General features: G+C 71.7%; 17 protein-coding genes and 1 riboswitch. Of the genes, 6 read left to right on the plus strand and 11 right to left on the minus strand.

Features of this window, described 5'->3' with window-relative positions; genetic code table 11:
* Nucleotides 1-26 precede the first annotated feature (26 nt).
* The 6 genes from ACFWPS_RS30460 to ACFWPS_RS30485 all read right to left on the minus strand — a co-directional run bounded on the left by ACFWPS_RS30460 (nucleotide 27) and on the right by ACFWPS_RS30485 (nucleotide 8,055).
* Nucleotides 27-1,247: a dipeptidase gene (locus ACFWPS_RS30460; RefSeq protein WP_383710552.1), complete on the minus strand. Its 1,221-nt coding sequence runs from the start codon at nucleotides 1,245-1,247 to the stop codon at nucleotides 27-29.
* The gene (locus tag ACFWPS_RS30465) at nucleotides 1,244-2,908 is read right to left on the minus strand and encodes a dipeptide ABC transporter ATP-binding protein (protein WP_383710554.1); all 1,665 of its coding nucleotides are present in this window, start codon (nucleotides 2,906-2,908) and stop codon (nucleotides 1,244-1,246) included. Before ACFWPS_RS30465 ends, ACFWPS_RS30460 begins: the two co-directional genes overlap by 4 nt.
* Nucleotides 2,901-3,872, minus strand: a complete 972-nt coding sequence (locus tag ACFWPS_RS30470) for an ABC transporter permease (RefSeq protein WP_383710558.1) — start codon at nucleotides 3,870-3,872, stop codon at nucleotides 2,901-2,903. Before ACFWPS_RS30470 ends, ACFWPS_RS30465 begins: the two co-directional genes overlap by 8 nt.
* Nucleotides 3,873-3,875: 3 nt before the next feature.
* Nucleotides 3,876-4,958, minus strand: a complete 1,083-nt coding sequence (locus tag ACFWPS_RS30475; protein ID WP_383710561.1) for an ABC transporter permease — start codon at nucleotides 4,956-4,958, stop codon at nucleotides 3,876-3,878.
* Nucleotides 4,955-6,604, minus strand: a complete 1,650-nt coding sequence (locus ACFWPS_RS30480) for an ABC transporter substrate-binding protein (protein ID WP_383710563.1) — start codon at nucleotides 6,602-6,604, stop codon at nucleotides 4,955-4,957. The genes ACFWPS_RS30475 and ACFWPS_RS30480 overlap by 4 nt, the downstream gene beginning before the upstream one ends.
* A 274-nt stretch (nucleotides 6,605-6,878) precedes the next feature.
* Nucleotides 6,879-6,988, minus strand: a riboswitch (SAM riboswitch).
* A gap of 224 nt (nucleotides 6,989-7,212) precedes the next feature.
* Nucleotides 7,213-8,055, minus strand: a complete 843-nt coding sequence (locus tag ACFWPS_RS30485) for a GntR family transcriptional regulator (protein ID WP_383710565.1) — start codon at nucleotides 8,053-8,055, stop codon at nucleotides 7,213-7,215.
* A gap of 372 nt (nucleotides 8,056-8,427) precedes the next feature.
* Here ACFWPS_RS30485 and ACFWPS_RS30490 point away from each other — a divergent pair, with 372 nt between their 5' ends.
* The 3 genes from ACFWPS_RS30490 to ACFWPS_RS30500 all read left to right on the plus strand — a co-directional run bounded on the left by ACFWPS_RS30490 (nucleotide 8,428) and on the right by ACFWPS_RS30500 (nucleotide 14,903).
* Nucleotides 8,428-12,501: a beta-galactosidase gene (locus ACFWPS_RS30490; RefSeq protein WP_383710569.1), complete on the plus strand. Its 4,074-nt coding sequence runs from the start codon at nucleotides 8,428-8,430 to the stop codon at nucleotides 12,499-12,501.
* Nucleotides 12,502-12,910: 409 nt separating this feature from the next.
* Nucleotides 12,911-13,993, plus strand: coding sequence for an NlpC/P60 family protein (locus ACFWPS_RS30495; RefSeq protein ID WP_383710570.1), 1,083 nt, complete (start codon nucleotides 12,911-12,913; stop codon nucleotides 13,991-13,993).
* 4 nt (nucleotides 13,994-13,997) lie between these two features.
* Nucleotides 13,998-14,903 carry a hypothetical protein gene (locus tag ACFWPS_RS30500; RefSeq protein WP_383710573.1) on the plus strand — a complete coding sequence of 302 codons (906 nt, stop codon included), beginning with the start codon at nucleotides 13,998-14,000 and terminating at the stop codon, nucleotides 14,901-14,903.
* Nucleotides 14,904-14,957: 54 nt separating this feature from the next.
* Here ACFWPS_RS30500 and ACFWPS_RS30505 read toward each other — a convergent pair whose 3' ends face one another.
* Together ACFWPS_RS30505 and ACFWPS_RS30510 are read right to left on the minus strand one after the other, a co-directional pair.
* A complete protein-coding gene (locus ACFWPS_RS30505; protein WP_383710576.1) occupies nucleotides 14,958-15,860 on the minus strand; it encodes a hypothetical protein in 903 nt (300 codons plus the stop codon).
* A gap of 183 nt (nucleotides 15,861-16,043) precedes the next feature.
* Nucleotides 16,044-16,706 (minus strand): transglycosylase SLT domain-containing protein, encoded by a 663-nt coding sequence (locus ACFWPS_RS30510; RefSeq protein WP_383710579.1) that lies wholly within the window; start codon nucleotides 16,704-16,706, stop codon nucleotides 16,044-16,046.
* Nucleotides 16,707-16,925: 219 nt separating this feature from the next.
* Between ACFWPS_RS30510 and ACFWPS_RS30515 the strand changes: the two genes are divergently transcribed.
* On the plus strand, nucleotides 16,926-18,422 hold the full coding sequence (locus ACFWPS_RS30515) for a glycoside hydrolase family 3 N-terminal domain-containing protein (protein ID WP_383710582.1): 1,497 nt from the start codon (nucleotides 16,926-16,928) through the stop codon (nucleotides 18,420-18,422).
* Here ACFWPS_RS30515 and ACFWPS_RS30520 read toward each other — a convergent pair.
* The gene (locus ACFWPS_RS30520) at nucleotides 18,400-19,692 is read right to left on the minus strand and encodes a glycosyl hydrolase (RefSeq protein ID WP_383710585.1); all 1,293 of its coding nucleotides are present in this window, start codon (nucleotides 19,690-19,692) and stop codon (nucleotides 18,400-18,402) included. The genes ACFWPS_RS30515 and ACFWPS_RS30520 overlap by 23 nt on opposite strands.
* A 15-nt stretch (nucleotides 19,693-19,707) precedes the next feature.
* Here ACFWPS_RS30520 and ACFWPS_RS30525 point away from each other — a divergent pair, with 15 nt between their 5' ends.
* Nucleotides 19,708-20,712 carry a BadF/BadG/BcrA/BcrD ATPase family protein gene (locus ACFWPS_RS30525; protein WP_383710588.1) on the plus strand — a complete coding sequence of 335 codons (1,005 nt, stop codon included), beginning with the start codon at nucleotides 19,708-19,710 and terminating at the stop codon, nucleotides 20,710-20,712.
* A gap of 83 nt (nucleotides 20,713-20,795) precedes the next feature.
* Complete coding sequence (locus ACFWPS_RS30530) at nucleotides 20,796-22,907, plus strand: glycoside hydrolase family 3 N-terminal domain-containing protein (RefSeq protein ID WP_383710645.1); 2,112 nt, start codon at nucleotides 20,796-20,798, stop codon at nucleotides 22,905-22,907.
* Here ACFWPS_RS30530 and ACFWPS_RS30535 read toward each other — a convergent pair.
* Together ACFWPS_RS30535 and ACFWPS_RS30540 are read right to left on the minus strand one after the other, a co-directional pair.
* Nucleotides 22,871-23,749 carry a carbohydrate ABC transporter permease gene (locus ACFWPS_RS30535; protein ID WP_383710591.1) on the minus strand — a complete coding sequence of 293 codons (879 nt, stop codon included), beginning with the start codon at nucleotides 23,747-23,749 and terminating at the stop codon, nucleotides 22,871-22,873. The genes ACFWPS_RS30530 and ACFWPS_RS30535 overlap by 37 nt on opposite strands.
* Nucleotides 23,746-24,756, minus strand: coding sequence for a carbohydrate ABC transporter permease (locus ACFWPS_RS30540; RefSeq protein WP_383710647.1), 1,011 nt, complete (start codon nucleotides 24,754-24,756; stop codon nucleotides 23,746-23,748). Before ACFWPS_RS30540 ends, ACFWPS_RS30535 begins: the two co-directional genes overlap by 4 nt.
* Nucleotide 24,757 lies beyond the last annotated feature (1 nt).

Genomic DNA, 24,757 nt, shown 5'->3' on the forward strand with positions numbered 1-24,757 from the left:
GGACCACACCGGGGCTCACCGCCGCGTCAGCGTAGCGGGGCCGTGGGCCACAGCGGCTCGGTGGCCCGCTCCTCCGCCGCGCGCAGGACCCGTAGGACGTTCCGACCGGTCAGGGCCTCCAGCTCGGGCCGGGACCAGCCCCGGTCGGCGAGTTCGCGCAGCAGGACCGGATAGCCGGAGACATCGGCGAGCCCGGTCGGCTGGTGGTCCACCCCGTCGTAGTCGCCGCCGAGACCGATGTGGTCCACCCCGGCCACCTCACGGGCATGCTCCACGTGGTCGGCGACGTGGGCGACGGTCACCTCGGGACGGGGGTGGGCATCCAGCCACTTCTTCAACCGGTCGTCGGGTGCCGCGCCGTAGACCTCCGCGTGCTCCTCGGCGACCCCCGCCGGGTCCTCGCCGGGCCGGGGTGCGCGCGGCCAGCTCCAGGGCACGGCGGACAGACCGAGCCGCGCGCGTTCGTCCTGGAGCGCCCGGCCCCAGGCGGCGACGTCGGCGGAGACGAAGTACGGCACGAAGGTCAGCTGGATGACGCCCCCGTTGCCGGGGAGCAGCTCCAGCACCCCGTCGCTCACGTTGCGGGGGTGGTCGTTGAGCGCGCGTGCCGAGGAGTGGCTGAACAGGACCGGTGCGGTGGACACGGCGAGGGCCGCGCGCTGTGTCGACTCGGCGACATGGGAGAGGTCCACGAGGACGCCGGTGCGGTTCAGTTCCGCGACGATCGCCCGGCCGGTGCCGTTGAGACCGCCCACCACCGGCTCGTCGGTGGCCGAGTCGGCCCAGGAGGTGTTGTCGTTGTGCGTGAGGGTCACGTACCGCACGCCGAGCCGGGCGTACGAGCGCAGCACACCGGACGACTCCGCGAGGCTGTGCCCGCCCTCGACGCCGAGCAGGGAGGCGATGCGCCCCTCGGCGAACGCCCGCTCGACGTCGGCCGCCGTGTAGGCGATCCGCAGGGCGTCGGGGTAGCGGGCGGCGAGCCGGTAGACGGCGTCGATCTGCTCCAGGGTGGCCACCACGGCCTCGGGCTCGGGCAGCCGGGAGGAGACGTACACCGACCAGAACTGCGCACCGACCCCGCCGGCGCGCAGCCGGGGCAGATCGGTGTGCAGGTCGGGGCGGCCCTCGTCGAGGCCTTCGACGCTGTAGCCGGCCCGCGCGCGCAGCGCCACCGGCAGGTCGTTGTGCCCGTCGAAGACGGGTGTGCCGCGCAGTACTTCGTCGATCAGTGTGCCGTCGGTCATGAGCCGACCGCTCCTTCCGTGAGGGGGTGCCGCTGACGTCTCGCCTGCCGGGCCGGGTCGGGCACGGGCAGGGCGGCGACGAGCCGGCGGGTGTAGTCGTCCTGTGGGCTGCCGAGTACCCGGCGGGTGGGCCCCTCCTCGGCGATCCGGCCCCGGTGCAGTACCACGACCCGGTCGGCGACCTGTTCGACCACGGCCAGGTCGTGGCTGACGAACAGCGCCGCGAAGCCCAGTTCCCGCTGCAGCTCGCCGAACAGGTCCAGCACCTTGGCCTGCACGGACACGTCCAGCGCGGAGGTCGGCTCGTCGGCGATCAGCAGCCCGGGCCGCAGCGCGAGCGCCCGGGCGAGGCCGGCGCGCTGGCGCTGGCCTCCGCTGAGCTCGTGCGGGTAGCGGGACGCGTAGGCGCGGGGCAGGCGCACCGCTTCGAGCAGCGACTCGGCCTGCGCCCGTATCTCCTTCGCGCCCAGCTCCCGCCGGTGCACGACGAGGGGTTCCGCGACGCTCTCGGCGACCGTCAGCAGGGGGTTGAAGCTGGTGGCGGGGTCCTGGAAGACGTAGCCGATCCGCCCGGCCGCCTTCTTCCGCTTCCGGGTCGACGGTTCGCCGAACAGCTCCAGTTGTCCGCCCGTCACCGGAGTGAGCCCGGCGATGGCCCGGCCGATGGTGGTCTTGCCGCTGCCGCTCTCGCCGACCAGCCCGAGCACCTCACCCGGCCGGATCTCGAAACTCACCCCGTCCACCGCCCGGAAGCCCCTGCTCCCCAGCCGTCCCGGGTAGTCGACGACCAGTCCGCAGGCGCGCACGACCGGCTGCTCCCCGCCGTCCGCCGGCTCCGGCCCGGTGCGTCCGCCGGTACCGAAGTCCGGTACGGCGGCCAGGAGTTCCCGGGTGTACGGGTGTTTGGGCGCCGCGAACAGATCGCGTACCGGCGCCTGTTCCACCACCTGTCCCGCGCGCATGACCGCCACCCGGTCGGCGAGGTCGGCGACGACGCCCATGTTGTGGGTGATGAGCAGCACGGCGGTACCGAAGTCGGTGCGGCAGCGGTGGAGCAGTTCCAGGATCTCCGCCTGGACCGTGACGTCCAGGGCGGTGGTCGGTTCGTCGGCGACGATGAGCCGGGTGCCCAGCGCGAGGGCCATGGCGATGACCGCGCGCTGTTTCTGGCCGCCGGACAGTTGGTGCGGATAGTGGTCGACGCGGGTGGCCGGGTCGGGGATGCCGACCTTGTCGAGCCACTCCACGGCGAGCGCCCGCCGCTCGGCCCTGCTGCCGCCGCGCCCGTGGGCGCGCAGGCCCTCGGTGAGCTGCCAGCCGATGGTGAAGACGGGGTTGAGCGCGGTGGAGGGCTCCTGGAAGACCATCGCGGCGTGCGTGCCGCGCAGGGCGCGCAGCCGGGCCGGGGACGCGGTGAGCACGTCCTCCGCGGGCTCCGAGGTGCCGTCGCCGAGCAGCACCCGGCCGCGGGCGGTCGCGGTGCCGGGCAGCAGGCCGAGGACCGACCGGGCGGTGACGGTCTTGCCGCTGCCGCTCTCGCCGACCAGGGCCAGCACCTCGCCGGCGGCGACGGAGAGGCTGACCCCGCGGACGGCGGGCGCCGGGCCGGCGTCGGTGGCGAATCCGACGTGCAGGTCCTCGATGCGCAGCAGGTCAGTCATCGTCCCCGCCTCCGTCCGTGGGAAGGGCTGGGGGAAGGGCCGATGGAAGGGCGGGGGCACCGGTCCGGCGCCGCAGCCGCGGGTCGGCCAGGTCGGTGAGGCCCTCTCCGAGCAGGGTCGTGCCCAGGACCGTGAGCACGATGCCCAGGCCGGGCGGGATCGCCGTCCACCAGATGCCCGAAGTGACGTCGGCCACCGCGCGGTTGAGGTCGTAGCCCCACTCGGCGGCGGAGTTGGGTTCGATCCCGAAGCCCAGGAAGCCGAGGCCGGCGAGGGTGAGGATGGCCTCCGACGCGTTGATCGTGAAGATCAGCGGAAGGGTGCGCACCGAGTTGCGCAGCACGTGCCGGGTCATGATGCGCCAGGGTCCGGTGCCGATCACCCGGGCCGCGTCGACGAACGGCTCGGCCTTCACCCGGATCACCTCGGCCCGTACCACCCGGAAGTACTGCGGGACGAAGGACACCGCGACCGAGCAGGCGGCCGCGCCGAGACCGCCGACGAGGCTCGACCGGCCACTGCTGATCACGATCGACATGAGGATGGCGAGCAGCAGCGGAGGAAACGCGTACAGCGCGTCCGCCAGCCCCACAAGGAGCCGGTCCAGCCGACCCCCGAGGTAGCCGGAGACCAGTCCGAGCACGGTGCCCGGCACCACCGACAGCAACAGTGCGGCGACAATGATCAGCAGTGCGGTCCGGGCGCCCCAGACCGTCCGGGACAGGACGTCGTACCCGGCGATGGTCGTGCCCAGCGGATGGCCGCCGCCCGGATGCTGCTGGGAGCCGAACAGGCCGTTGCTGTCGCGGAGTTGGGCGTAGCCGTGCGGGGCGATCAGTGGCCCCAGCAGTGCGGTGAGGACGAACAGCCCCGTCAGGACCAGGCCGGTGAGCAGCATGGCACGCTGTACTCCCGCGCCCGTCCGCAGCCGCAGCGGCAGCCGTCGTGCCAGAACCAGCGCCATCTCTCAGTACCTCACTCGCGGATCGATCAGTGCGGCCACTACGTCGACGAGGAAGTTCGTCATCGCCACGACGACGGCGAACAGGGCCACGATGCCCTGCACCGCCGGGAAGTCACGCACCGTCAGGTAGTGGGCGAGCTCGTAGCCGAGGCCCTTCCACTCGAATGTCGTCTCGGTGAGCACGGCCCCGCCGAGCAGCCCGGCGACCTGGAGTCCGAGCACGGTGACGACGGGGATCAGCGCGGGCCGGGTGGCGTGCCGGGTGACCAGGCGGAGCGGGGCCACGCCCCGTGAGCGGGCGGCCTCCACGTACTCGGCGGAGAGCGTCCCGATCAGGTTCGTGCGCACCAGCCGCAGCAGCACCCCGGCCACCAGCAGACCCAGGGCCAGTCCGGGCAGCACGGCGTGCCGGAGCACGTCGGCGATCGCCGTGCCGTCCCCGCTGCGCAGGGCGTCGATCAGGTACACGCCGGTCGTGCTCGTCTGGTCCTGGAGGAAGAGCTGGACGCCGGTGCTCGCCCGGCCGGACGCGGGCAGCCAGCCGAGCCAGATCGCGAAGACCAGTTTCAGCAGCAGGCCCACGAAGAACACGGGCGTGGCGTAGGTCAGGATCGCGAACAGGCGCAGCGCCGCGTCTGGTGCCCGGTCACGGTAGGAGGCCGCCACCATGCCCAGCGGGACGCCGATCACCAGGGCCACCAGGAGTGCGTAGCAGGCGAGTTCGACGGTCGCGGCGCCGTACGTGCCGAGGACGTGCGTGACCGGCTGGTTGTCGGTGACCGTGCGGCCGAAGTCGCCGGTTGCCAGCGAGCGCAGGTAGTCCAGGTACTGGGTGAGCAACGGCCGGTCGTAGCCCGCCTGGTGCAGCTTGGCCTGGAGCTGGTCCGGGGTGAGGCGGTCGCCGAAGGCGGCGGTGATCGGGTCGCCGGTCAGCCGCATCAGGAAGAAGACCAGACTGACCAGGATCAGCACGGTCGGGATGATGAGGAGGAAGCGGACCACCAGGTAGCGGGCGAACCCGTGCCCGGCGGCGCCGTCGGCCGGGGTGGCGACGGCGCCGGGGGTCTCCTGCGTCAGAGTGCTCACTTCTTCGAGAGCCCCGCCCAGCGGAACTGGTACGTCGCGTCCAGCTCGACCGGCACACCGCTGACGTCGGTGCGGGTGACGATGGCGGTGGAGCCCTGGAGCAGCGGCAGCAGCGGGACCTGCGCGGCGGCCCTGTCCTGCGCCTGCTTCAGCAGCTCGGTCCGCTTCGTGGCGTCCGTCTGGGTCTCCTCCTTCTGGATCAGCGCGCGCACGGCGGAGTCGTCGTAGCCGTTGGCGACCCAGCTGTTGGCCGAGTAGAAGGGCGAGAGGTAGTTGTCGGCGTCGAGGTAGTCGGCGTACCAGCCGAGCTGGTAGAGCGGGTAGAGGTGCTTGACGCGGTCCTTGCCGTACTGGGTCCACTCGGTGGACTGCAGGTTCACCTTGAACAGCCCGGTGGCCTCCAGCTGGGACTTGATCAGCGCGTACTCGTCGGCCGAGGACGAGCCGTAGTGGTCGCTGTTGTACTGGAGGTTGAGCGTGACCGGGGTGCTGACCTGCGCCGCCTTCAGCCGGGCCGCGGCTGCGGCCTTGTCGGGGCCGCCCTTCTTGTCGCCGTAGAGCGACTTGAAGGAGGGGGTGGCGCCGGTCAGGCCGTCCGGGACGGAGCTGTAGAGCGGCTGGTAGGTGTTCTTGTAGACCTGCTGGGCGAGTTGGGACCGGTCGACGGAGTCCGCGACCGCCTGCCGGACGGCGAGGGCCTTCTTCGCGTCGGCGTTCTTCGCCTTGGTGCCGTAGGGCTGGCTCGCCAGGTCGAAGACGATGTAGCGGATGCCGTTGCCGGAGCCGGTGTGGACCTTGATGTCCTTCTGCTTGGCGAGGTCGTCCAGGTCGGTGGTGGTGAGCGTGCGGTAGACCGCGTCGATGGTGCCCTGCTGGACGTCGAGCTTCAGATTTCCGGCGTCCGTGTAGTACTTCAGCTGGACGTTCTTGGTCTTCGGCGTGCCGAGTTGCCCCTTGTACTCCGCGTTGGCGGTGAAGGAGACCAGCGAGTTCTTGTCGTAGCTCTTGACTCCGTACGGCCCGTTCCACGGCTTGGCCGCGACGATCGACCTGTCGTCGAGGATCTTGTCCGCGGGGAACACCTGCTCGTCCACGACGTAGCCGGCGGCCGTGGACAGCACCTGCGGGAACAGCGTGTCGTTGGCCGACTTGAGGGTGAAGACGACCGTGGTCGGGTCCGGGGCGGCGACCGAGGCGAGGTTGTACAGCAGTGACGACGGGCCGTTCTCGTCGGCGATCTTCAGGTCTCGGTCGAAGCTGAACTTGACGTCCGAGGCGGTGAGTTCGTGGCCGTTGGCGAACTTGAGGCCCTTCTGGAGGGTGACCGTGTACTCCTTGGGCCCGGTCAGCCTGATCCCGGTGGCCAGGTCCGGGGAGACGGCCGCGGAGCCGTTCTTCTGGCTGAGCAGGGTCGCGTAGACCTCGCTCTCGACGGTGCCCGAGCCCGCGTCCCAGGCGCCCGCCGGGTCGAGGCTGGTGACCTGGTCGGTCGTACCGACGGTGAGCGCCGTGGCGGAGCTCGCGGTGCTGCCGTCCTTGCTGCTGGTGCAGCCGGTCAGGGCCACCAGGAACGCCGTGCCGAGGGAGATCGCGCCGAGGCCGGGGCGAAGGGGTCTGTACGGCGCCGGGCCGGTGTGGAATGCCATCAGTGGTCTCTGCTTCCGCATCGAGGGTGCGCTGGACGGCCGAGGCGCAGGGCGCGCCACGGCGTGCGAGGTCAGGTGAGGGAGATCAGGTGAGCGAAGGGGGAGCGAGGGTTACGGCGACGGGCGGCGGCAGCTCTGCCGACCCGCGGTGGGCGGGATCAGCCCCGACACAGACAGCTGGACACCAGCAGCAGGTCGACATGGAGCCGGGAGCACAGCACCAGCGCTCTCGCCATGCCGTCCTCCCGGGTTCTGGCCCGCCTCGGGGCCGATGTGAGCGCACTTGCAGAAAGAAGAGATCCGCCGAGCCGTCACCTGGGGCACCCCACTGCGTCGAGGGTTGCCGTCCGGCCAGCCAGGGCTTGATCACCGGAACTCGTAGCTCGCGCACACCGTAGATCGGCTGTTCTCCCGGCGTCAACCTGCCCCTGGGCTGATCGTCGGGCAGGTGGACGGGGGACGGGCCGGTACGCCGGGAACGGGAGCTGACGCCGAACGAGGTGACCCAACCCGAGCCCGGGATCCACGTGTTCGACCTGGAGCGGAACATGGCCGGCTTCGCGAGGCGGACAGCGCCCCCACATCCGCGCGTCCGCCTCGCGTCGAACTCAGCGTCCGGTGTCGGAAACGCTCAAATGCTCCCAGTACGCGTCGAAGCCTGCCCGTGCGGCGGCGAACACACGGCCGTCCGGGCACTCCGGTTCCTCGTCGCCACGGTAGTGCCGGAGTACGGAACCGAGGCCGAGTACATCCACGGCGGGCACCGGCGTTCCGTCGTCGACGACGATCGTGCGGGGGACCGGCTCGTACAGGCCGAACAGCAGGTCGTCGTTGATGAAGTACAGCTTGCACTGGGGGGTCACGGCGACCCGGCGGAACTCCGCACCGGCATCGACGCCCAGTTCGCGCAGGTGCGCCATGAGGTCGGTGATCCCGGTCGCGTGCCGTCGGGTCATGGCCTTCCAGCGAAGCCATACCCGCTCGTCGTCCGGGTCCTTGGCCGCGGGGTACGCCGGCCGCACCGTCTCCGCGGGCAGGAGGACGCGCAGCCGCAGACGTGCCGGCCCGACCTCCCCCATGAGCACCCGTTCGGTTTGGGCCCTCAGATGGCTCCAGAGAGTCTCGGACGTCAACGTGAAGGTGTCGACGAGGACTTCGGGCTGCTCGAAAGCGCGATGGAGCAGTGGTCCGAGCGCTGCTGTGCCCGGGCGTCCGAGGGACGGGCCGGCCGGTTCCGCCCGGGGCACCCGCAGCACACGCATGCCGCTGCCCTGCCGGGTGGCGATCCAGCCCTCGTCGGCCAGCCTCCGCAGTACCCGCTGGACGGTGTCCCTGCTCACCCCGAACTCCCCGGCCAGTTCTCGCTGTGTCGGGAGCTGCTGACCCACCCGGTACGTCCCGTTCGCCAACTGCTCCCGCAGCACGGACTCCACCGCGGCGGAAGTGTGCATTCCGCCGTCTTTACGCCCAGAAGTAGCCATGGACCGAACCTAACGCCTCGGCCGGAGCGATGCGTATGCCGCTGCACCAGCCACAGTGCGGCGGGCGGCGGCACCGTCTGACGTGATGTCAGTGACCGCCCGCCTGGCGGGTGTTATGAGCCGCCTCTGCCACCTCGGCCGTGTTCTCCCGCCCCATTGTGTTGAGCCTTGCGCACCCTTACTGTTCGACTTTGCCCGAGTCTGTTTGGTGTTGATTGCTCAGTCGCTCTGGAGGCCGCGGTGCGGAGTGATCGGATCGGTTCAGAGGCAGCGAGACCCGCTGGCCGTCGATGGTGGCGGCCCGTCCTCGCGGCGGCGGCGACCATCGCCCTGGCCGCGGGCATGATCGCGCCCGCCGCGGCGCAGGACGCCGGCGAGCAGGCGCCTGCCGCGGCGCCCGTCGCCGCCCCGCAGGCGCACACGGTGAGTCTCGACGGCTACTCGTTCCTCGTCGACGGCAAGCGCACCTATCTCTGGTCCGGCGAGTTCCACTACTTCCGGCTGCCGAGCCAGGACCTGTGGCGCGACATCTTCCAGAAGATGAAGGCCGCCGGCTTCAACTCCACCTCGCTGTACTTCGACTGGGGCTACCACTCGCCCAAGCCGGGTGTGTACGACTTCACCGGGGTCCGTGACGTCGACAAGCTGCTCGACATGGCCCAGGAGGCCGGGCTCTACGTCATCGCCCGCCCGGCGCCGTACATCAACGCGGAGGTCGACAGCGGCGGCCTGCCCGGCTGGCTGACCACCAAGGCCGGGAACAACCGCAGCGACGACCCGCGGTTCCTGAAGTACGCCGACGAGTGGCTGACGCAGATCGACCGGATCATCGCCCGCCATCAGCTGACCAACGGCACCGGGTCGGTCATCGCCTACCAGGTCGAGAACGAGTACTACAACGGCTCGGCCGCCGGCCGCTCCTACATGCAGCACCTGGAGGACAAGGCCCGCGCCGACGGCATCACGGTGCCGCTGACCGGCAACAACAACGGCACCTTCAACTCCGGTACCGGAGCGCTGGACGTCGACGGCCCCGACTCCTACCCGCAGGGCTTCGACTGCTCGAACCCCTCGAAGTGGAACGGCGTCCCCGACATCAGCTACGACCACCCGGCCGGAAAGCCGCTGTACTCACCGGAGTTCCAGGGCGGCGCCTTCGACCCCTGGGGCGGACCGGGCTACGACAAGTGCGCCCAGCTGATCAACGATCAGTTCGCCGACGTCTTCTACAAGCAGAACATCGCCGTCGGGGCGACCGCGCAGAGCTTCTACATGACCTACGGCGGCACCAGCTGGGGCTGGCTGGGCATGCCGGAGAACTACACGTCCTACGACTACGGGGCCGCGATCCGGGAGACCCGCCAGCTCGACCCGAAGTACTACGAGGACAAGCTGATCGGGTACTTCACCCAGTCCGTCGCCCCGCTGACCGAGACCGAGGCGATCAGGGCCACCCCGCCGGACGACTCCGCCGTCGTCGACACCGCCCGGATGAACCCCGACACCAGGACCCAGTTCCACGTCCTGCGGCACGGCAACTCCACGTCCACCGCGGTCGACAGGACCCACATCGCACTGGACTTCAACGCCCAGCCGGCCGCGGACACCACCTACACCTGGGACGACCCCGACTCCGCGCTCCAGTACACCGGTTCGTGGTCGCACGTGGCCAACACCAGCTACACCGGCGGCGACTACAAGCACACCGAGTCGTTCTCGAACAAGGCCGGAGACTCGCTCACCGTGCCCTTCGACGGCACGGCGATCCGCTGGATCGGCTCGAAGACGAGCAACCACGGCTACGCCGACGTCTACCTCGACGGCACCAAGGCGGCGACGGTCGACGACTCCGGCAGCGAGAACCAGGCAGTGCTCTTCCAGAAGACCGGCCTGACGCCGGGTGCCCACACCCTGAAGATCGTCGTCGACGGCAACCACAGCTCGGCCTCGACGGACAACTACGTGGCCGTCGACGCCATCGACGTGCCGACGGGCGACTCCGCCTCGGAGCCGACCTACCCGGTCGTACCCCAGCAGCCCGGCACCGCGATCACCCTCGACGGCCGCGACTCGCACGTGATCGTCGCCAACTACCGGCTCGGGGACTCGCAGTTGCAGTACTCGACGTCGGAGATCATGACCAGCGCGACGATCGGGAACCGGGACGTCGCCGTGCTCTACGGCGACAAGGGCAGCGACGGCGAGACCGTCCTCCGCTACGCCACCGAGCCCACCGTGACCGCCACCGGCGGCACCGTCACCACCACCTGGGACGCGACCACCGGGGACCTGCGGCTGAACTACAGCCACCAGGGCCTGATCCGCATCAGCATCAGCGGCGACGGGAAGCGCCCGCTCCTGCTGCTCGTCGGCGACAAGGCCACGGCGGAGACCTTCTGGCGCCAGGACACCGCCACCGGCCCGGTGCTCGTGCGCGGCACCCACCTCCTGCGCACGGCGACCAGCCTCGACGACGGCCACACCGTGGCCCTCAGCGGCGACAACGCGGACGACAAGAACTTCGAGGTGTTCACCGCCGCCGACCGCGTCACCTGGAACGGCAGGACGGTTCACACCCAGGCCACCGACACGGCGAGCCGCACCGGGACGATCCCGGTGGCCGCCCCGGTCGACCTGCCTGCACTCACGAACTGGAAGCACGCCGAAGAATCCCCCGAGTCGGCCCCGGGCTTCGACGACTCCGGCTGGCAGGTGGCCGACAGGACGACCACCAACAGCGTCTCCGGCAGCGACTCGCAGCCGGTGCTCTACGCCGACGACTACGGCTTCCACACCGGCAACACCTGGTACCGCGGCCGCTTCCGCGCGACCGGCAGGGAGACCGGCATCCACCTGGTCTCGGACTCCGGCGGAGACGCGCAGGCGTTCTCCGCCTGGCTCAACGGCACCTTCCTGGGCAGTTCCACCACCGGCAGCGCCGACTTCACCTTCCCCGCCGGTTCGGTGAACTCCACGGGCGACAACGTCATCTCCGTGCTCACCGTGAACATGGGACACGAGGAGGACTACAACTCGACCAACGGCAACAAGACCGCACGCGGCCTCACCAGCGCCTCCCTCGTCGGAGCGCCGCTGACCTCCGTCACCTGGCGGGTGCAGGGCGTACGTGGCGGCGAGGACCTCCAGGACACGGTGCGCGGCCCGCTCTCGACGGGCGGCCTCTACGGCGAACGGGCCGGCTGGTCCCTGCCGGGCTACCCGGACAGGAACTGGGACCAGGTGTCCCTGCCGGCCACCGACACCCGTCCCGGCGTCTCCTGGTACCGCACCGACGCCGACCTCGACCTCCCGCACGGTCAGGACACCTCGCTCGGGCTGACCTTCACCGACGACCCGTCCCGCAAGTACCGTGCCACGATCTTCGTGAACGGCTGGCAGGTCGGCAACTACGTCAACTACCTGGGCCCGCAGCACACCTTCCCCGTGCCCAACGGCATCCTCAACCCCAACGGCCACAACAGCATCGCCATCGCCGTGTGGAACCTGGACGGCAGCACCGGCGGGCTCGGCAAGGTCTCCCTCACCGACTACGGCAGCTACGCCTCCTCCCTGCGCGTCGCACAGAACGACAGCCCCCGCTACGACCCAGTGAAGTACGCGATGCCGAAGCGCCCGGGAGCGGACGTCAACCTGGACGTGCCGGACACCGCACAGTCCGCCCAGGCCTTCACGGCCGAGGCCACGGTACGGGTGCCGAAGGACCGGCCGTCCGCCTCCCGCCTGACGGCCTCGCTCTCCGCCCCCGACGGCTGGAGCGTGACCGCCACGAGCCCTGCCACGGTCCAGCGCGTACGACCGGGCGGATCGGCCACCTTCACCTGGAAGGTCCAGCCACCGGACGGGACCCTGCCGTCCGCCTCGGCACTCACCGCCACGGTCGACTACGTGCAGAGCGGACGGCAGGCCACCGGCGGTGACGAGCGCATCGTCGGCGGGATCCCGCCGGCTCCGCCGGCCGGCGAGAGCGCGGTCAGCGACCTGCCGTTCCTGTCGTCCACCAACGGGTGGGGGCCGGTGGAGCGCGACACCAGCGTCGGCGAACAGGCGGCGGGGGACGGCCGTCCGATCACCATCGCCGGTGTCGGTCACGCCAAGGGCCTGGGCACCAACTCGGTCAGCGACGTCCAGCTCTACCTCGCCGGAAACTGCTCGCGGCTGACGGCGCAGGTCGGTGTCGACGACGAGACCGGCGGTGCCGGATCGGTGACGTTCTCCGTGATCGCCGACGGCAGGACGTTGGTGGCGACGTCGACGATCCGCGGCAAGCAGGCCGCGGTGCCGATCGACGTCGACGTCAGCGGCGCCCAGGTGCTCGACCTCAAGGTCGGCGACGCGGGCGACGGCAACGGCAACGACCACGGCGACTGGGCGGTACCGACACTGACGTGCGGCTAGCCGGATGACGGCTTCGAGTGCAATGTTCGCGGGTTTGAGGGCACTTGGCCGTGCCCGCTCTCCTGGCCGAACCGACCGTTTCGGAACGGAGCGGGTGGCGGACGGTTGTGCACTGCGAAGACGCGACATCGACCGGATGGTGGAGAGCGGGGCCGGCGGTGGCGAGGTGGCGGCTTCCGCACGGGACCGTCCTGCTCGGTGAACCTCGGTGAGTACTGCTGTGACCAGCCGTTCTTTCTTCCCCGCTGTGCCCCGGGGCCGGGGAACCCCGGGAAAGGACGATGCGGATGATCTCCCTCCTTCCGCCGGCCGTGTCCGGCCGCGGCAGCGGTGGACGGGTTGCGCGGGGGGAGGTTGACGCGTCCGGAGACACAAGGGGCGGGTCGTTCATGGGGGGTACTGTGATCGAGTGAATGTGTCGACTCGCGGCAGACGGCTGCGGAGCCGAGCCGCCACAGCAGCCTTCGTCTGCGCGATCGTCCTGTTACCGGGCCCGAGTTACGCGACCCCGCGCGAACCCGATCCGCGGAACGGCAAGTCGATCGAGGACATCCACGACGAGTTGAACGGCCTCTACCGCCAGGCGGAGGTGGCGACCGAGGCGTACGACACCGCCGACGTGAAGGCGGCCGGGCAGGAGAAGCGGCTGGCGTCGCTCCACAAGGACCTGGCCCGCACCGAGGACAGGCTGGACGATCTGCACGACCTCGCCGGTGCGGCCGCCCGCACGCAGTACCGCGGGGGCAATCTCGACTCCACAGGCATCCAGTTGCTGCTCGGCGACCACCCGGACCACGCCCTGGACGACGCGTCCCAGGCCCGCCAGGCATTGCGCAACCTGGTCACGGTGTCCGCGACCCAGAAGAACGCCCGCGCGGAGCTGAGCCGGCAGACGGACGCCGCCGCCGAGAAGCTGCGGGAGCTGAAGACCACCCGCGCGGAAAAGGCCGAGGCGAAACGGAAGATCGAGAAGAAGATCGCCGAGGCCGAGCGGATCGAAGCGGGGCTCAAGAAGGAACAGACCCGCCAGCTGGCCCAGTTGGAGAAGGAAGAGGCGCAGCAGGCCAAGTCCAGGTGGACGGGCCCCGGTTCCGGCGACGACACCTCCGCCGGTACCGGCTCGGGCAGCCGGGTGAAGGCGAGCGGAGCGGCCGCCAAGGCCGTCGCCTTCGCGCTGGCACAGATCGGAAAACCGTACGTGTGGGGCGCCGTGGGCCCCTCGTCGTACGACTGCTCGGGACTGACCTCCACGGCGTGGGCGGCGGCCGGGCACCCCATACCCCGCACCTCACAGGCGCAGTGGCAGGGACTGACCCGGGTCGGCCTGGCCTCCGTGCAGCCCGGAGACCTGATCATCTACTACGACGCCACGCACGTGGGCATGTACATAGGGGACGGACAGATCGTCCACGCCCCGCGGCCCGGACGCACGGTCACGACCGCTCCGGCCGCCTCCATGCCCGTTCTCGGTGTCGTCCGACCCGGAGTCTGAGCGGATGACCTACTCACTGACCCCCCGTAATCAGGGAAACCTGCCCGCGGTGAGCGCACCGCCGCTGATCCGGCTCGACGCCTACGTGGCCGAGGACGGGTCGACGGTGGTCAACGGTCATCTGCTGGAGATGGGCGGCACGCGGCCCCCCAACGAGGCGATCCTGGACGCGATCGCCATGTTCGCCCGCACCCTGCGGGCCCCGGTGGCGGCCACCGTCATCGACCGCACCGTGCTGCAGGTGGCACGCCTGCGGGTGTATCCCGACGGCTCCAGCCGGACCATCGCCGACGAGGAGGACCTGCCGCCCGGGCGCGAGCGTACCGCCGCGGAGGAGGAGGCGTTCCCTCCGCTCGCCCGCGTCGAACGCATCACCCAGCACGCGCAGCGCGGCGAGCTGCACGCCGCCTCCGTCCTCGCCAGTGCGCTGCGGGAGCACCTGACACTGCGCAGGGGCGCGGAGGACGAACTGGCTCTGGAGGCACGGGCGATCGAGGCGTACCTGGCGTATCTGCGCGGTGACTACATGCTCTCCACCGTCCTCGCGCTGACCGTCGCGCGCATCCGCTGCCGCACCGACCTGAGCCGGGCGGCGCCCGAGGTGGCTCGCGCCACCGCGGCGTGGCAGCGGCTGATGGACGAGGGCCAGGTGGCCACCCGAGGGCAGGAGCTGCTGCACATGTGGGAGCACCTGTCCGCGGAGGGCCACCTGCGGGAACCGGCCCACCAGGCGATGGCCCAGGCCGTACGGACCCGGCTCGCACGGGGCGACCGTGTGGTACCGGCTCCGGCCGCGGCACCGGCCCTGACGGCGGGTCAGGGGCCGGTCGCCCCCGAGGACGAGCCCCTCAGGCCCACGCGACGGGGGCTGCGGCGTTTCACCCGGAGGCCGGGCCGGTCCACCGGGTGATCGCCCTGGACGGGGATCAGCAGCGGGTTCGATCCCCGTCGCCTCGCTGCCGCGCTAGGACCAGCTCGGCGACGGCCCCCCGGGCTCTCCGTAGGGCACGGGCCGGCCGGCGACGGCGTCGAGGAGAACGCGATCCCCGAGCGGCTTGTGCAGCTCCACCTCGACGTCCTGCATGAGCATCTGGGCGGTGCAGGGGCCGCTCCTGGCTCCCGCGACGGAGGCGTACAGCACCACGCTCTCGTCCGTCTCCAGCGCCCTGACGACGGGGCCGTCGTCGCAGGCTCCGTGTGCGGCCTCCACGGTGACGGACCGGCCGTCCGCGGCGCTCCCGGTCATCTCGGGGATGCTCCAGAGGCCGCCGGCAGACCCCTGCGAAGTCGATGCGATCGGCGACCGGGGGAGCTTCGACGGGGTGACGGCGACCCGTTTGAGCGGGGTGCCGTAGCCGTCCAGTGCGAACAGCCAGGCGGGAACGGTGGCCGTTCCCCGGCTCGTGGCGATGGTCGTCGTGCCGAGCTTCGCTCCCGTCACGGTCAGCCGGGGGCCCGCGCCGTCGTCGAGGGCGAACGAGCGGTAAGCCTGCTCCGCTGCCCACAGTGGCCGGGTCAGTGTGTCCCCGCTGGGCCAGCCGACCTTCCCCTGCGCGGCGGTGCCTGCGGGCAGCTTGCCCCGCAGCGCGAAGTTCCTGTTCTCGTAGGCATGTTCGTCCGCCTGGCTGTGCCAACCGGACTCCGGTGCCTGTACCGCGTCGGCCATGGGGTAGTACCCCTGGCTCCATGCGGTGGCCGCCGCGGATCCCCGCCAGGCGTCGGCCACTTGACGGGCCCGCTCCCGCTGCCGCGGCGACTGGGACGTGTCGTCGTCGGCTCGTGGGCCGCTGTCGCAGCCGGCCAGCAGACAGGCACCCAGCAAGGGCGCGAGAAGCAGGCTGACGAGGTGCTTCGCTCGTGTGGTCATGATGTTCCCCCGGAAGGCGTCCGACGAGGGATCTCCGCGATCCCTACCGGGGCACGGCGCGCAGAGGCCGCACGATTCCCGGCGCCGACCCCGTGTCCACACCTACGACGCACGGGGGCTCGTCGGCGTTCGCCTGCTGCGGTCCTCGCCCGAAGCGGGCCGGACCTGCCGCGTCAGGGCCGCTCAGTACGCGTGGTGTACCTGCCAGAACGCCCAGGCCTGGCAGGGGCTGCCGTAGGTGGTGTTCATGTAGTTGAGGCCCCACTTGATCTGGGTGGCCGGGTTGGTCTGCCAGTCGGAGGCGACGGAGGCCATCTTGTTGCCGGGCAGGGCCTGGACGAGGCCGTAGGCGCCGGAGGAGGGGTTGACCGCGAGGTAGTTCCAGGTGGACTCGTGGTCCACGATGTTGCTGAAGCACTGGAACTGGCTGCTGCCCACGATCTGCGCGGCCATCGCCTTGATCTGCGCCACGGTGTAGGAGCTCTGCACGGGGAAACCGGCAGCGGGGTCGCCGGCCGCGGCCTTGGCCTCTTCGCGCTCCTTGGCCTCGGCCTTCTTCGCCTCCGCGGCCTTGGCCGCCGCCGCCCGCGCGGCCTGCTCGGCGTCCTTGCGGGCGCTCGCGTCCGCCTGCACGGCCATGGCGTCGGCCTGCTGCGTCAGCGACGCGGTCTGAACATGCGCCTGCTGACCCGTCGGCAGGTCCGCGAGGAGGGTGGCATCGGTCGCGGTCGCGTCCGCGTCGTTGTTCTGCGCGCTGCTGCCCGAGGCGACACCGACGACACTTCCGACAGCGGTGACCGCGGTGGCCGACGCCACCGCGATTCCCCGGACCGATATGCGGCTCACGCGCTTCTCTTCCTCTTCGCCCGGGCCACCGTGTGCGGCGGTCGACGGAAGCATCTCGCTGGTTGGGTAAGGCGGTTGGAACACTCTTGCGTGCCGGCCCGCCCGACGCAATGCCGTAGGGCGTGCGGATCCTCACACCCCGCCGAGACGCACGCAAGTGTGAATGGATGATCCGAGAGGTCGTTGACTTTTGGTTGAGTGAGCCAGAGGATTCGCGGGGTGACCCACCACGCGTACGGCCCCGGTGACCTGTCCGAGACCCTGGACGAGGCCGCACACCGCTGTCTGGTCGCGGGATTCGAAGGTACGACGGCCGTCCCCGACACCCTGAAACGGCTCGTCGACCGCGGCCTGGGTGGCGTCATCCTCTTCACCCGCAATATCCGCGACGCCGACCAGGTCCGTGAACTCACGGACACACTACGGGAGTTGCGCCCCGATCTACTGGTGGGCATCGACAACGAGGGCGGCGGCATAGGCCACCTGGTCGGCGCCGGCGCCCCCGAGGTGCCCGGCTCCCGGGCCCTGGGCGCCGTCGACGACCCCGCCCTCACGGCCGCCTGCGCAGACGCCCTCGCCGGTCACCTGGCCACGCTCGGCATCACCGTCTCCTACGCACCGGTCGCCGACCGCCAGCACCGCCCCGAGAACCCGATCGTCCGCACCCGCGCCTTCGGCGCCGACCCCGACCTGGTCTCCCGCCACCTGTGCGCCTGGATCGCCGCCACCGAGGCGCGCTCCGTCGCCTCCTGCGCCAAGCACTTCCCCGGCCACGGCGGCACGGTCACCGACAGCCACCACGAGACCGCGGTCGACCCACGACCGTACGGCGACCTCGACCTCGCCCCCTTCCGGGCCGCGATCGACGCCGGCGTGCCGATGCTGATGAGTGCCCATGTGGTCTTCCCGGCCCTCGACCCCGACCGCCCCGCCACCCTCAGCCCCCGCATCCTCGGCGACCTGCTGCGCGGCGAACTCGGCTTCGACGGCGTGCTGGTGAGCGACGCGCTGGAGATGAAGGCCATCGCCGGCCGCTACGGCGAGGCCGCCGCCGCCCGGATCGCCCTCGCCGCCGGAGCCGACCAGGTCATCGTCGCCGTACCGCACCTGGAGACCACCCTCGCCTGCCGCGACGCCGTCCTGGACGGGTTGTGCTCCGGGGAACTGGCCCGGGAGCGGGTCGAGGCGGCGGCGGCCCGGGTACGACGGCTCGCGCGCCGGTACGCCACCCCGCCCGCGCCCGCCGCGGTGGCCCCCTGGGACGAGGGCGCCGGATCGGCGGCCGCACGGCGGGCCGTCCGGAGCCGGGGTGCGCTGCCCCCGCCCGTGCCGGGCGCGTACGTCGTCGACCTGTTCCCGCCGCCGCATCCCGCCCTGAACTGGGGCGGGGAGGACCTGCTCACCGAGGTGCGGGCCCTGGACCCGGCGGCCATCGGGACAGCGCTGACAAGCGAGCCCGGCGAGGCCGTCGTGGCCGAACTGCTGGGGGCGGCGCAGGGGCGGCCGCTGGTGGTCGCCGTCTGCGACGCCGGGCTGTATCCCTGGCAGCGGCGGCTGCGCGAGGCCCTGCTGGCCGACCGCCCGGACGCGGTGACGGTCTCGACCGGGCTCCCGGAGGGCGAGGCGCTGTGCGCGTACGGAAGGGGGCGGGTCAACCTGCGTGCGGTGGCGGAGGTGCTGTCGGGCGCCGGTCCTACGGCCGGATCAGCTCGCTGATGCCCCGGGTCGCCAGGCAGTGGTCGTCCGCGGCCTGCTCCGCCAGGACGATCGCCGGTCTGGCGCCTTCCGCGCGCAGGCTCGTCCACGCCTCGAAGAAGGCGCCGCCCGGACCCGAGACCGCACGGGTGGCCGGGGTGCAGTCCAGGACGAGCGCGGTCTCCCGGGTCGTCGTCGAGCGCCGGCCGCGCAGCTCCGCCACGGTCTCCGCGAGCGCGTGGGCGATCGGCTTCGGTCGGCCCGTCGAGTCGAACAGGCCCAGGGTGTATTCGAGTTCGGGGAAATCGGCGAGGCTCCGGTCCACGTCGTGGGAGCACCACCAGGTGACACCCCACAGCTGCGCGCAGTCCGCCGCGTTCAGCAGGGTCGCACGGGCGAAGTCCGGCGCGTCGGCGGCGGGGATGTGCGGCTCGGGCGCGCCGGTCTCCTGGACCCAGACCGGGCGGGCGGGGTCGACGGCGTAGGCCTTGGCCAGTTCGGTGCCGTACTCGGCGAGGTGCCGCACCTGGGGGGAGCGGGGGCCGTAGCGGCGGGCGCAGTCGCCGGAGAACACCCAGGGGTGCACCGTGGTCAGGTCGCCCTTGCGGGCCGACGCCGCCGGGGTGAACGGGTGGTCGTCGCCGTACCAGGCCGCGTCGTACGCGGAGTGGGTGACCAGCCCGACGCCGTCGCCCAGCCCCTCCCGGGCCGCCGCCAGCAGCGTGTCCAGGTAGTGGTCCACCTCGGCGACCGTCACCGGGTTGTGCTCGACCAGGTTGTTGAGCTCGTTGCCGAGCTGGAGGCCGATGAGGTTCGGGCGGTCGGACAGGGCACGGCCGAGGGTGCGGAGCAGGGTGGCCTGGGCCGCGACGGTCTCCGGGTCGGTGAAGACGTTGCGGTGGTGCCAGCTGCGGGTCCACTCCGGGTAGAAGTCGAAGCTCGACAGGTGGCCCTGGACGCCGTCCAGGAGGACGTCGAGGCCGAACCCGGCGGCCAGGTCGACCAGTTGGACGAGCTGGTCCACGGCGGCGGAGCGGACCAGGGCGCGGTTGGGCTGGAGCAGCGGCCACAGGTGGAAGACCCGGACGTGGTCGAGGCCGAGCCCGGCGATCTGTGCGAGGTCCTCGCGGGCCTGGTCCGGATCGAAGTCGTGCCATGCGTGGAACCAGCCCCGACGCGGGGTGTAGTTGACGCCGAAGCGGAGTTCGGGAACGGGCGGGGGCGTGCTGATGGCGTCCTCCTCGGGGGCCTCGGATCCTCCTCGGAACCTTGCCTGCGGCGAATGTATCAACCACCATGGAGATCAATGAATAGTGATTTGAACCAAGACTCGGCCTGGGTCGTCGGAATCGACGCCGGCGGTACCCGCACCCGGGCGGTCCTCGCCGACGCGCGGGACGGACGGAACATAGGGGAGGGCGTAGCCGGGCCGGGCAACGCGCTGACCGTCCCCGGGCCGGAACTCGCCGATCACCTGGCCGAGGCGGTCGCGTCGGCCGTGCCGGAGGCGGGACGCGAGCGAGTGGCCGCGGTGGCCGGCGGCTTCGCGGGCGCCGCCCGTGCTCCCGAGGAGGAGCCGGGCCGGGTGCGGGCGCGGGCCGCCCTCAGCACCGCGCTGACCCGGCTGGGCATCGGAACCCAGGCGGTCGAGGTCTACAGCGACATCGAGGCGGCCTTCGCCGGGGCGCCCGGGCAGCCGGCCGACGGACTCGCCCTGGTGGCCGGTACCGGTGCCGTCGCCGCCCGGATCGAGGGGCGTGCGCTGGTCGCCACCTCCGGCGGGGACGGCTGGCTGCTCGGGGACGACGGCGGCGGGTTCTGGATCGGGCGCGAGGCGGCACGGGCGGCCCTGCGCGCCGCGGACGGCAGGGGCGAACCGACGGCACTGACGGCGGCGGTCGGGCGGGCCCTGGGGATTCCGGCGAGCGCCGTGCCCCCGGCCGAGGGCGTGCTCTGGAGGCCGGAGTCGCGCGCGGCCTACCGGGCGTGTCTCCTGCCGGCCGTGATGGACCGCCCACCGGTACGGCTGGCCGATCTCGCGCCACTGGTGGCGCGTGCGGCGGCGGAGAAGGACGCGGTCGCCGTGACCATTCTCCGGGAGGCGGCCGCTCATCTGGCCGCAACCGTCGCCGCGTTGGGGCCGCGTCCGGGTGAATCCCTCGCCGTCACGGGCGGACTGGTGGCTCCGGACGGCCCGTTGCTCGCCCCGCTCACCGAAGGGCTCTCCCACCTCGACCTCATGATCACCCCGGTGACGGACGGCCGCACGGGCGCCGTGGCGCTGGCGCGGCTCCTCGCCACCGGCCGCTGACCCGCGGAGGCCCCGTGACCACCCCCACCTACCGCATCCCCACCGCCCCCCTCGACGACCGCGTCGCCGACCTCCTCTCCCGGATGACCCTGCGGGAGAAGACCGGCCAGCTCAACCAGCGCATGTACGGCTGGGACGCCTACCGCCGCACCTCCGACGGCCGCTTCGAACTCACCGACGCCCTGCGCGCCGAGACCGGCCGCTGCGCCGGACTCGGCGCCCTCTACGGCCTGATGCGCGCCGACGCCTGGTCCGGCGTCGACCACGGCACCGGTCCCGGCGCCGACGACAGCGCCGAACTCGCCGACCTGGTCCAGCGGCACGTCCTGGACAGCAGCCGCCTCGGCATCCCCGCCCTGTTCGTCGAGGAGGTCCCGCACGGACACATGGCCCTCGACGGCACGGTCCTGCCGGTCAACCTGGCCGTCGGCGCGACCTGGGACCCCGGCCTGTACGAGCGGGCCGCCGCCCTTGCCGCCGCCGAACTCCGCGCCCGCGGCGGCCACCTGGCCCTCGTCCCGGCCCTCGACATCGCCCGCGACCCGCGCTGGGGCCGCACCGAGGAGTGCTTCGCCGAGGACCCGTACCTCGCCGCGCGGCTCACGGAAGCCCTCGTCCACGGCATGCAGGGCGACCGGACCGAGCTGTTCGCCGCAGACAAGGCGCCCGTCGTCCTCAAGCACTTCGCCGGGCAGGGCGCCACCGTCGGCGGCCGCAACTCCGCCGAGTCCGAACTGGGCCTCCGCGAACTCCACGAGATCCATCTCCCCGCCGCCCGCGCCGGCGTCCGCGCCGGGGCCGCCGCCGTCATGGCCGCGTACAACGAGGTCGACGGGATGCCCTGCTCGGGCAACCGCGCGCTCCTCACCGGGATCCTGCGGGAGAGCTGGGGCTTCGACGGGCTGGTGATGGCCGACGGCCTCGCCGTGGACCGGCTGGCCCGGATCACCGGCGACACGGTCTCCGCGGGAGCCCTCGCCCTCAACGCCGGCGTGGACCTGAGCCTCTGGGACGAGGGGTTCACGCATCTGGAGGAGGCGGTTGAAAGGGGGCTGGTCGAGGAGTCCGTCCTCGATGCCGCCGTTGCCCGGGTGCTGCGGCTGAAGTTCCGCCTCGGGCTCTTCGAGCAGCCGTACACCCGGCGGGTCCCGCTGCCGGACGGCGGCCGGGAGCTGAGCACCGCACTCGCGCGGCGCTGCGTCACCCTGCTGCACAACAAGGCGGGGATCCTGCCGGCAGGACCGGAGGTCCGCCGTATCGCCGTCCTCGGCGCCCATGCCTCGACCACCGCCCACCAGCTCGGCGACTACACCGCGCCGCAACGCCCGGGCGCGGGAAGCACGGTGTTCGACGCGCTGCGCCGACTCGCCCCGCCCGGCTTCGAGATCCACCAGGGGGAGGGCCCGGCCGACCTCGCCGTCCTGGTGCTCGGCGGCAGCAGCGCCCGTACGCCCGGCACCGAGTTCGACGCCAACGGAGCGGCGCGCTCCGCCGGGCCGCAGACGACCTGCGGTGAGGGCGTCGACCTCGCCGGACTGCGGCTGCCGGCCGACCAGCGGGCCCTGTTCGAGGCGGTCACCGCGACCGGCACGCCCACCGCCGTGGTCCTGGTGCAGGGCCGCCCGCACGCCGTCCCCGAGACGGCCGACCGGGCCGGGGCACTGCTCACCGCCTGGTACCCGGGGACCTGGGGCGGCGACGCGATCGCCGAGGTCCTGCTCGGCCGCACCGAACCCGCCGGCCGCCTCCCCGTCTCCGTCCCCCGGTCGGCCGCCCAACTCCCCGTCTACTACAACCACAAGGACACCGAGTATGGCGGCTACGTCGACGAGAGCGCCGAACCGCTCTACTCCTTCGGGCACGGCCTGTCGTACACACGCTTCGCGTTCGCCGAACCCCGCCTGTCCGGGCGGACCGTCGAGGTCGACGTCACCAACACCGGGCAGCGGCACGGGCGTACCGTCGTCCAGCTGTACGTCCGCAGGCTGCGCCCGGCCACCTGGCCGCGCACCCTCGAACTGTGCGCGTTCGAGGGTGTCGAGCTGGCCCCGGGGGAGTGCCGTACGGTCGTCCTCGCCCCGGCGGTCGACGAAGCCGTCGAGATCAGGGTCGGCGCCTGCGCGCGCGACGCGCTCAGCGCGACCCCGCTCGTCGTGGATCAGAGCTTCACGGCCCCGGCCGAGACCCCCTTGTAGAACCACCTCTGCGTGATCACGAACAGCACCAGCACGGGGACGATGGAGATCACCGACCCGGCCATCACCACCCGCTGGTCGTAGCCGAAGGACGAGCTCTGCAGTCGCGACAGGCCCAGCGTCAGCGTCATGTGGTTCTCGGAGCGCAGCACGATCAGCGGCCAGAGGAAGTCGTCCCAGGCGCTGATGAACGTGTTGACGACGACCACCATGATCGCGCCCCAGGCGGAGGGGAGATACAGGTGCCGGAAGCGCTGCCACTCGTTCGCGCCGTCGAGCATCGCCGAGTCCTCGATCTCGCGCGGGACGGCGAGGAACGCGCCGCGCATCAGCAGGACGTTGATGGCGCCCACGAACCCCGGGAGCCACACGCCCGCCAGGTTGTCGACCAGGCCCAGGTCGCGGATGCTCAGGAACAGCGACACCATGATCGACTCGAAGGGGAACATCATCGAGGCGACCAGCACCACCCAGACCGCCTTGCGGCCCTTCCAGCCCGGCTTGGAGAGCATGTAGCCCGCGGTGGTGGAGAACAGCAGCTGGCTGGTGACGGAGAGGGCGACCACGATCAGGCTGTTCCTGATGTACGTGGCGACCGGCACCTGTTCGAAGACCTCCCGGTAGGCGCGCAGCGTCGGGTGGTGCGGGAGCAGGCTCGCGTCCGCGCCGAAGACGTCCTCGCCCGTGCCCTTGAGGGAGGCCAGGAGCTGCCAGAGCAGGGGGCCCACGGTGAGGCCGAGGACGAGCAGCAACAGCAGGTAGCGGACGACGAGTTCACGGGGGCGGCCGTACTCCCGCCAGCGGGGCAGCAGGCGCCGGGGCCGGTCGACGGCGGTCGTCATGCCTCGTCCTCCTTGGTCAGGCGCTGCGCCAGCAGGGTCAGGCCGAGCGTCAGTGCGAACAGGGCGACACTGACCGCCGAGCCGTACCCGGCGTTGCCGGTGAGCGGGTCCAGGCCGACGTCCCGGATGTAGAACGGCAGGGTGCGGTCGGCGCCGCCCGGGCCGCCGGTGGAGCTGCCCAGCATGTAGATCTCGGTGAAGACGCGCAGCGAGCCGATGCCGGTGAGGGTGCCGACCAGCATCATGGCCTGCCGTACCCCCGGCACGGTGATGTGCCAGAAGCGGCGCACCGCGCCGGCGCCGTCCATCGCGGCGGCCTCGTGCAGCTCTTTCGGCACGTTCCCGAGGGCCGCCAGGTAGAAGACCATGTACCAGCCGAGGCCCTTCCACAGGGTCAGGCCCATCGCGCACAGCAGGATCAGCCAGGAGTCGGACAGGAACGGGATCGCCGACCGGATCAAGTGGGCTTTCCGCAGCCAGGTGTTGACCAGTCCGTCGTCGGCGAGCAGCCACTGCCAGCTCAGCCCCACGACCACGCTGGAGGCGAGCACCGGGGTGTAGAAGGCGGACCGGAAGAATCCGATGCCGGGAAGGTTCTTCTCCACCAGGACCGCCAGCATCAGCGGGAGCAGCACCATCAGCGGGACGACGACCAGCGCGTACAGGACGCTGTTGCGGGTCGCCAGCCAGAAGTCGGAATCGCCCAGCATCCGGGTGTAGTTGTCCAGGCCGACGAAGCCCGCGGCGCCGCCGAGCGGCTTGGCGTCGGTGAACGAGAGCAGCAGGGTGTTGAAGAAGGGGAACACGCCGAAGACGACGGCACAGCCGATCGCGGGCGCCGTCCACAGCCACGGCAGCCACCAACGGCGGTACAGCGCAGCCCCGTTGGCGCCCGGTGCGGGGCCGGGCAGCAGCCGGCGCAGGCGGGCGGGGACCGGGCCCGGAGGGGCGGCGGTCCGCTCCGCCCCGGGCACCGGCACCGGACGAGCTGTCTCGGTCGCCACCACG

It is taken from the genome of Streptomyces sp. NPDC058457, from assembly GCF_042720695.1.
GTDB lineage: Bacteria > Actinomycetota > Actinomycetes > Streptomycetales > Streptomycetaceae > Streptomyces.